The organism is Streptomyces pyxinicus, from assembly GCF_024753135.1.
GTDB classification, from domain to species: domain Bacteria; phylum Actinomycetota; class Actinomycetes; order Streptomycetales; family Streptomycetaceae; genus Streptomyces; species Streptomyces pyxinicus.
The window spans coordinates 21,717-28,955 of the sequence record NZ_JANUGP010000053.1 but is presented as its reverse complement, the minus strand read 5'-3'; the positions used below and the strand labels follow the sequence as shown (position 1 = coordinate 28,955).

General features: G+C 72.4%; 4 protein-coding genes. 2 read left to right on the top strand and 2 right to left on the bottom strand.

Annotated features, from left to right (window positions below):
* Positions 1 to 202: 202 nt before the first annotated feature.
* Together NX794_RS35055 and NX794_RS35050 are read left to right on the top strand one after the other, a co-directional pair.
* A complete protein-coding gene (locus tag NX794_RS35055; RefSeq protein WP_258783754.1) occupies positions 203 to 1,960 on the top strand; it encodes a TIGR03767 family metallophosphoesterase in 1,758 nt (585 codons plus the stop codon).
* A gap of 89 nt (positions 1,961 to 2,049) precedes the next feature.
* The gene (locus NX794_RS35050; RefSeq protein WP_258783753.1) at positions 2,050 to 3,258 is read left to right on the top strand and encodes a serine hydrolase domain-containing protein; all 1,209 of its coding nucleotides are present in this window, start codon (positions 2,050 to 2,052) and stop codon (positions 3,256 to 3,258) included.
* 11 nt (positions 3,259 to 3,269) lie between these two features.
* Here the strand turns inward: NX794_RS35050 and NX794_RS35045 are convergent, their stop codons facing one another.
* Entirely contained in the window at positions 3,270 to 4,307 is a 1,038-nt protein-coding gene (locus tag NX794_RS35045) for a hypothetical protein (protein WP_258783752.1), read from the bottom strand.
* A gap of 207 nt (positions 4,308 to 4,514) precedes the next feature.
* Positions 4,515 to 7,103, bottom strand: a complete 2,589-nt coding sequence (gene pepN, locus NX794_RS35040; RefSeq protein WP_258783751.1) for an aminopeptidase N — start codon at positions 7,101 to 7,103, stop codon at positions 4,515 to 4,517.
* Positions 7,104 to 7,239 lie beyond the last annotated feature (136 nt).

Below are 7,239 nucleotides of genomic sequence, written 5' to 3'. Positions count from 1 at the left end.
GACCACGCCCCGGCGGTCCGCGATCCGGTCCATGGCCGCCCGGTCCATCCCGTGATCCACGTACGGTGATCGGCGCCGCTCGTTGCGGCCGTGTTCACGCGCAGGTCATCCCCGCTGCCAACGATCCACAGTGAGCGGGGCGTTCGCGTCCGGGACGTCCCGCGACCACTGCCGACGCGTTCGCACTCGGGGAGACCGCGCCATGTCGCGCACACGCTCTGTCGCCACCTCCGCTTCGGGGGTCAACCGCCGTACCGTCCTCGCCGCCGCCGGAGCGGTCTCGCTCTCCGCGGGCGTCGGCTACGCCCTGCGTCCCACCGACAGCCAGGCCGCCACCGCCGCCACCAGCGGGGCACCGGTCGCGCACTCCCGACCCGCCCACCCGGAGGCCGCCCTCGCGCCGTACACCAAGGGCACCACGCTCGCCTCCGTCGCCGCGCCCCGCAACGCCTCCGGTTTCCGCCGCCTCGGCGACGGGGCCGGCTGGAAGCGGGTCGTCCGTACCGAGCTGGCCGCCGCCAAGTCGGGGCGCGCGGACCGCCGTACCGCCCTCGCCGCGTTCGTGCAGTTCACCGACCTGCACCTGATGGACGTGCAGCACCCGCTGCGCCTGGAGTACCTGCGCGCCCACGACCCGCACGCCTGGCGCCCGCACGAGGCCCTCACCGTGCCCGGCGCCGTCTCGCTCGTCGAGCGGGTCAACTCCCTGCGCGGCGCCCCCGCCACCGGGGCTCCACTGCACTTCGTCATGACCACCGGTGACAACACCGACAACAACGCCCACTCCGAACTGGAGTGGTTCCTGAAGGTGATGAGCGGCGGCCGGATCACCCCCGACTCCGGGGACCCCAGGCACTACGAAGGCGTGCAGAACAGCGGTCTGAAGCTGTACTGGCAGCCCGGCAGCACCGCCCGCGACCAGGACAAGGCGCTCGGCTTCCCGCACCTGAAGGACTTCCTGGCCGCCGCCACCCGCGAGGTGCGCAGCCCCGGCCTCAAGCTGCCCTGGTACTCCACGGTCGGCAACCACGACAACCTGCCGCTCGGCTGCTACGGCTCCCACGCCGACCGCTACCTCGCCGAGGCGGCCGTCTCCGGCAAGAAGCTGATGGAGGTCTCGGCCGCCGACGCCAAGAAGCTCCAGGACGCCATCAAGAACGCCAAGGACCCCAAGGGCGTGGGATACCGCGACTTCCTCAAGGCCCACGCCCGCTCGGCGCGTTCGGTCACCGCCGACGACAAGCGCGCCCCCTACACGCAGGCCGACTACCTCAAGGCCCACCTGGACCCCGCCTACCAGGGCGTCGGCCCGGCCGGGCACGGCTACTCCTCGGCGAACCTGGACGCGGGCACCCAGTACTACGCCTTCCGCATCTCCACCGACGTCATCGGCATCAGCCTCGACACCACCGACGCCGGCGGCCATTACGAGGGCTCCCTCGGCACCGCCCAGCTCAAGTGGCTCGACAAGACGCTGAAGGACAACAAGGACTCCTACGCCGTCGTCTTCAGCCACCACACCAGCAAGACCATGACCAACACCCGCCCCGACCCGGCCCGGCCCACCGAGAAGCGGCACGGCGGAGCCGACGTGCTCTCGGTGCTCGCCGCCCACCCCAATGTGCTGGCCTGGGTGAACGGGCACATCCACAAGAACGTGATCACCCCGCACCAGGCCTCCGGCGGGCGCTCCTTCTGGGAGATCTCCACCGCCTCCCACGTCGACCACCCCCAGCTCGCCCGGATCATCGAGCTGGTCGACAACAAGGACGGCACGATCTCCCTGTTCACCACGCTGATCGAGTCCGCCGCCCCGCACCGCGCCGACTACACCGACCTCTCCCAGACCGGCCTGGCCGCGCTCTACCGCGAGCTGGCCTACAACGCGCCCGGGGCCAGCAAGACCCTCGCGGGCAACGCGGCGGACCGCAACACCGAGCTGCTGCTGAAGAAGGGCTGAATCTCACTCAACCGGGTGACACCGGGCAACCTTTCCGGGGCCCGCCGCCGTTTCCTCCCCCGACCGCACACCCTAGGTTGGGGGAACACATGCGCGTACGCACCACTCTGCCCGCCGGCATCGCCCTGCTCCTCACGACGGTCCTCACCTCGGCCCTCGCGGCACCGGCCCTGGCCGCGACCACGGCCGGCACACATGGTCACGACGGCACCCGCGAGGCCGTCGAGGCGGCCGTCGCGACCGGGGTGCCGGGGGTGACCGCCACCGCCCGGGACGCCCACGGCACCTGGTCCACCACGGCGGGCACCGGCGACCTCCGCACCGGCGCGCCCCGCTCGGCCGCCGACCGCTACCGCGTCGGCAGCCTCACCAAGACCTTCGTCGCCACCGTCCTGCTCCAGCTGGAGGCGGAGGGCCGGCTCTCCCTGGACGACACCGTCGAGACCTGGCTGCCCGGCGTGGTGCGCGGCCACGGCCACGACGGACGCCGCGTCACCCTGCGCCGGCTGCTCAACCACACCAGCGGGATCTTCAACTACACCGCCGACGACGACTTCGCCCGCGCCCACTTCCTCAAGGACGGCTTCCTCCGCCACCGCTACGACACCCTCACCCCGCGCGACCTGGTGGCGACCGCCATGCGCCACGCGCCGGACTTCGCGCCCGGCGCCTCCTGGAACTACTCCAACACCAACTACGTTCTGGCCGGCATGGTGATCGAGAAGGCGACCGGGCACCCGTACGCCGAGGAGATCCGGCGCCGGATCATCGCGCCGCTCCACCTGCGCGCCACCTCCGTGCCCGGCACCCGGGTCACCGTCCCCGGGCCGAGCAGCCGCGCCTACTCCAAGCTGGCCGAGGACCCGGCCGGCCCCTCCTACGACGTGACCACCCTCAACCCCTCCATGGCCTCCTCCGCCGGTGAGATGATCTCCGACTCCGCGGACCTCGACCGCTTCTACGCCGCCCTCCTCGGCGGGCGCCTGCTGCCCGCCCGGCAGCTGAAGGAGATGAAGACCACCGTCAGGACCCCCGGCGCAGCCGACGTCGGCTACGGGCTCGGGCTGATGGACCGCACCCTGACCTGCGGTGTCCACGTCTGGGGCCATGACGGCGGCATCCACGGCTCCGTGTCCGTCGCGGTGACGACGGCGGACGGCCTGCACTCCCTGGCGGCCAACTTCAACGGCGACTGGACGGGCGACATGGACGCCGTGGTGGAGGGGGAGTTCTGCCCGGCGGCGTCCGCTTCGCCGACCGGGCCGGCCGACGCCGCCCTCGCGGCCGAGATTCCCTGAGATGGCGGGGCCTATCGGGGAAGTACCACGACGTACGCGGCCGGGTCGCGGTCGCCGGACGCCAGCAGGGCCGTGCGGACCACGGCCGCCTGCTGTTCCATGGCCTCGCGCAGCTTCCTCGGCGTGAGGTACACGACGGTGATCCCGAGCCGCTCCAGGTGCTCGCGCTTGCGGGCGTACTCGGACCACAGGGTGTCCTCGTCGTGGCGGGGTGCCCTGGTGTCCAGCTCCACCGCCACCGCCTGGTCGGGCCAGTAGGCGTCCAGGCCGCCCAGGTGCGGGCCGCCCGGCAGCCGGAGGTCGACGTTCCACACCGGGTCGGGCAGGCCGTGTTCGTGGACCATCCGGTACAGGCGGTCCTCGGCGATCGAGCGGCCCTCGGCCACCAGCGAGTCCACGGCGTCCACCACGTGCGGCCGGTTCAGCAGCTTGGCCTGCGTCAACTCCCGTACCACTGCGGCTGGTTCGCAGTGGCCGCCGCGTACCGCCTCGGTCAGGAGCCGCCGTACCGCGTCCGCGTCCGTCGGCTCCGCCACCGCGTCCGCGAGCGCCCGTGGCACCGGCGCGACCGGCAGGTCCGTCACCACGCGGGGCGTGGGGAGCGTGGCGGTGCGCAGGACGCGGACGTAGCCGGTGGAGCGCAGCCGGCGCTGGCGGGGGACCAGCACGTCGACGCGGTCGGCGGAGAGCAGGTGCGGGGTGGCCGAGAAGCCGTACAGGGCGAGGGCCGCGAGGCCGGTGATCATGGCCTCGCCGTACAGCGGGCGGTGCGGGGACTCGGCGCTCGGCTGGGCCGGGACGCCGGGGGCCTTCTCGCGGGCCGCGTAGAGCAGCGCGCCGTGCAGCCGCTCCTCGCCGGTGGGCGGGCCGGGGTGCAGCAGGACCACGTTCGGCAGCAGCTGACGCCAGGGGCCGTCGGGGCGGCACTGCTCGCTCTGCTCGGCCGAGGACACGCCGTGCGAGCGGAGCTGAGCCGCCGTCAGGACCCGGCGGTGGACGTCGGCGAGGTGGCGGAGGGGGCGGGGGGAGAGCGGGGCGTTGTGCGTCATGACCTCGGCATTCCCGCGCCCGGTCACCCCCGTAACCGCTGTTACACGCTCGTCGATGAATGCGGACAAGACGGGACTAAAGGTCAGGTGTTCGGATGCCGAATAGGGACCGAAAACCCCTGGTCCCCTCGGGTGCGGACCAGGGGTCACGGTCATTCTTGCCCGAATTTCGTCACGATCACCGACCGGGCAAGCTCAGGCCAAAGCTCAGGCGCCACCCGCCGCCGCGTCGCACGCCTGTGCGCGCAACGCCCGCGCGAGGTCGTCCCGCGCCTCCAGCACCAGCCGGCGCAGCGCCGGCGCCGCCTCCGGGTGCGCCGCCAGCCACGCGTCCGTCGCCTCCAGCGTCTCCGGGCGGTCCTGGTACGACGGGAAAAGACCCCGCACCACGTCCATGCCGATCTGGATCGACCGCTCCCGCCACACCCGCTCGATCGCCGCGAAGTACAACTGCGCGTACGGCGCCGTCAGTTCCCGCTGCGAGGGCTGGTCGAAGCCCGAGATGGTCGCCTCCGCCAGCGCGTTCGACAGCGCGTCGGACTCCACCACCTGCGCCCAGGCCTGCGCCTTGACCGCCGCCGACGGCCGCGCCGCGAGGCAGCGCACCTGGTGCCGCTTGCCCGACGCGGTGTCGTCCCGGGCCAGCTCGGCCGCCAGCGCCCGCTCGTCGGCCACCCCGTGCGCGGCCAGCGGCTGGAGGAACGCCCAGCGCAGCTCCTGGTCCACCTCCAGGCCGTCGACCGCCGTCGTCCCGTCCAGCAGCTCCCGCAGCAGCGCCAGGTCCGGCTCCGCGGCCGCCACCGACGCGAAGAACCGCGCCCAGGCCAGCTGGTGCTCGCTGCCCGGACCGGCCGCCCGCAGCTCCCGCAGCGCGCCCTCCGCCAGCAGCCGCCCGCCGGTCTCCCGCCACTCGGGCGCCGCGTAGTGCGTCAGCGCTGAGTCGGCCCAGGCGTGCAGCATCTGGAGCACGCCGATGTCCGACTCGCGGCCCGCGAAGCGCAGCACCAGGGCGACGAAGTCCCGCGCGGGCAGCAGCGCGTCCCGGGTCAGGTTCCACAGCGCCGACCAGCACAGCGCCCGCGCCAGCGGGTCGGTCAGCGCGCCCAGGTGCGAGCGCAGGGTGGTCAGCGAGGTGTCGTCGAAGCGGATCTTGCAGTAGGTCAGGTCGTCGTCGTTGACCAGCACCAGCGCCGGCGCCTCGGCGCCCGCCAGGTCCGCCACCACCGTGCGCGGGCCCTCCACGTCCGTCTCCACGCGCGCGTACCGCTCCAGCGCGCCGCCCGGCGTGAGCCGGTACAGGCCCACCGCGACCCGGTGCGGACGCAGCTCCGGATGCGACTCGGCCGCCTCCTGGAGCACCGCCAGCTCCGCGATCCGGCCGCCCTCGGTGTCCAGCAGCACCTGCGGGGTCAGCGCGTTCACCCCGGCCGTCTGGAGCCAGGAGCGCGCCCACACCGTCATGTCCCGGCCGCTGGTCTCGGCCAGCGCCGACAGCAGGTCGCCCAGGCGCGTGTTGCCGTACGCGTGACGCTTGAAGTAGCGGCGGGCACCTTCCAGGAACGCGTCCTGGCCGACGTACGCCACCAGCTGCTTGAGCACCGAGGCGCCCTTGGCGTAGGTGATGCCGTCGAAGTTCAGCTTCGCGTCCTCCAGGTCGCGGATGTCCGCCGTGACCGGATGCGTGGACGGCAGCTGGTCGGCGCGGTACGCCCACGCCTTGCGCCGGTTGGCGAAGGTGATCCAGGCGTCCTGGAAGCGGGTCGCGCCCACGTTCGCGAACGTGCCCATGAAGTCCGCGAAGGACTCCTTCAGCCACAGGTCGTCCCACCACTCCATGGTGACCAGGTCGCCGAACCACATGTGCGCCATCTCGTGCAGGATCACGTTGGCGCGCGCCTCGTACGACGCCCGCGTCACCTTGCCGCGGAAGATGTACTCCTCGCGGAAGGTCACCAGGCCCGGGTTCTCCATCGCGCCGAGGTTGTACTCGGGCACGAACGCCTGGTCGTACTTCCCGAACGGGTACGGGTAGTCGAAGTGGTCGTGGAAGAAGTCCAGGCCCTGCTTGGTGACCAGGAAGACGTCGTCGGCGTCGAAGTGCGGGGCGAGGCCCTTGCGGCACATCGCGCCGAGCGGGATCTCCAGCTTCGTGCCGTCGTCGAGGACCCGCTCGTAGGAATCGGTCACGTAGTGGTACGGCCCCGCCACCACGCACGTGATGTACGTCGAGATCGGCTTCGTCTCCGCGAACCGCCAGACCCCGTCAGCGAGGTCACCGGCGCCGTTGCTCCACACCGTCCAGCCCCGCGGCGCCCGCACCTCGAAGCGGTAGGGGGCCTTCAGGTCCGGCTGCTCGAAGTTGGCGAACACCCGGCGGGAGTCGGCCGGCTCGTACTGCGTGTAGAGGTAGACCTCGCCGTCCTCGGGGTCGACGAAGCGGTGCAGGCCCTCACCGGTGCGCGAGTAGGCGCACCGCGCGTCGACCACCAGCTCGTTGTCGGCGGCCAGGTCCTCCAGGGTGATCCGGGCGCCGTCGAAGACCTCGCTCGGGTCCAGGTCCCGGCCGTTGAGCGACACCGCGGTCACGCTCGGCGCGATCAGGTCGGCGAAGCTCGACGCCCCGGGCTCGTTGCAGCGGAAGCGGATCGTGGTCACCGAGCGGAAGGTGCGCGGCCCGCCGTCGCCGTCCCCGCCGCCGACCGCGGACCTCAGGTCCAGGGACACGTCGTACCCGTCGACGGACAGCAGGGCGGCCCGCTCCCGGGCCTCGTCGCGGGACAGATTCTCACCGGGCACGGGCGGCACTCCCTCGTGGTCGCGTCAGAGATGATCGGTCGAAGGCGATCGGCCGAGGTGATCGGCCGAAGGTGATCGAACAGCACCGATCCTGCCATGCGCTCCTGACAGGGTCAGCAAGGGAATGCGGCTCACG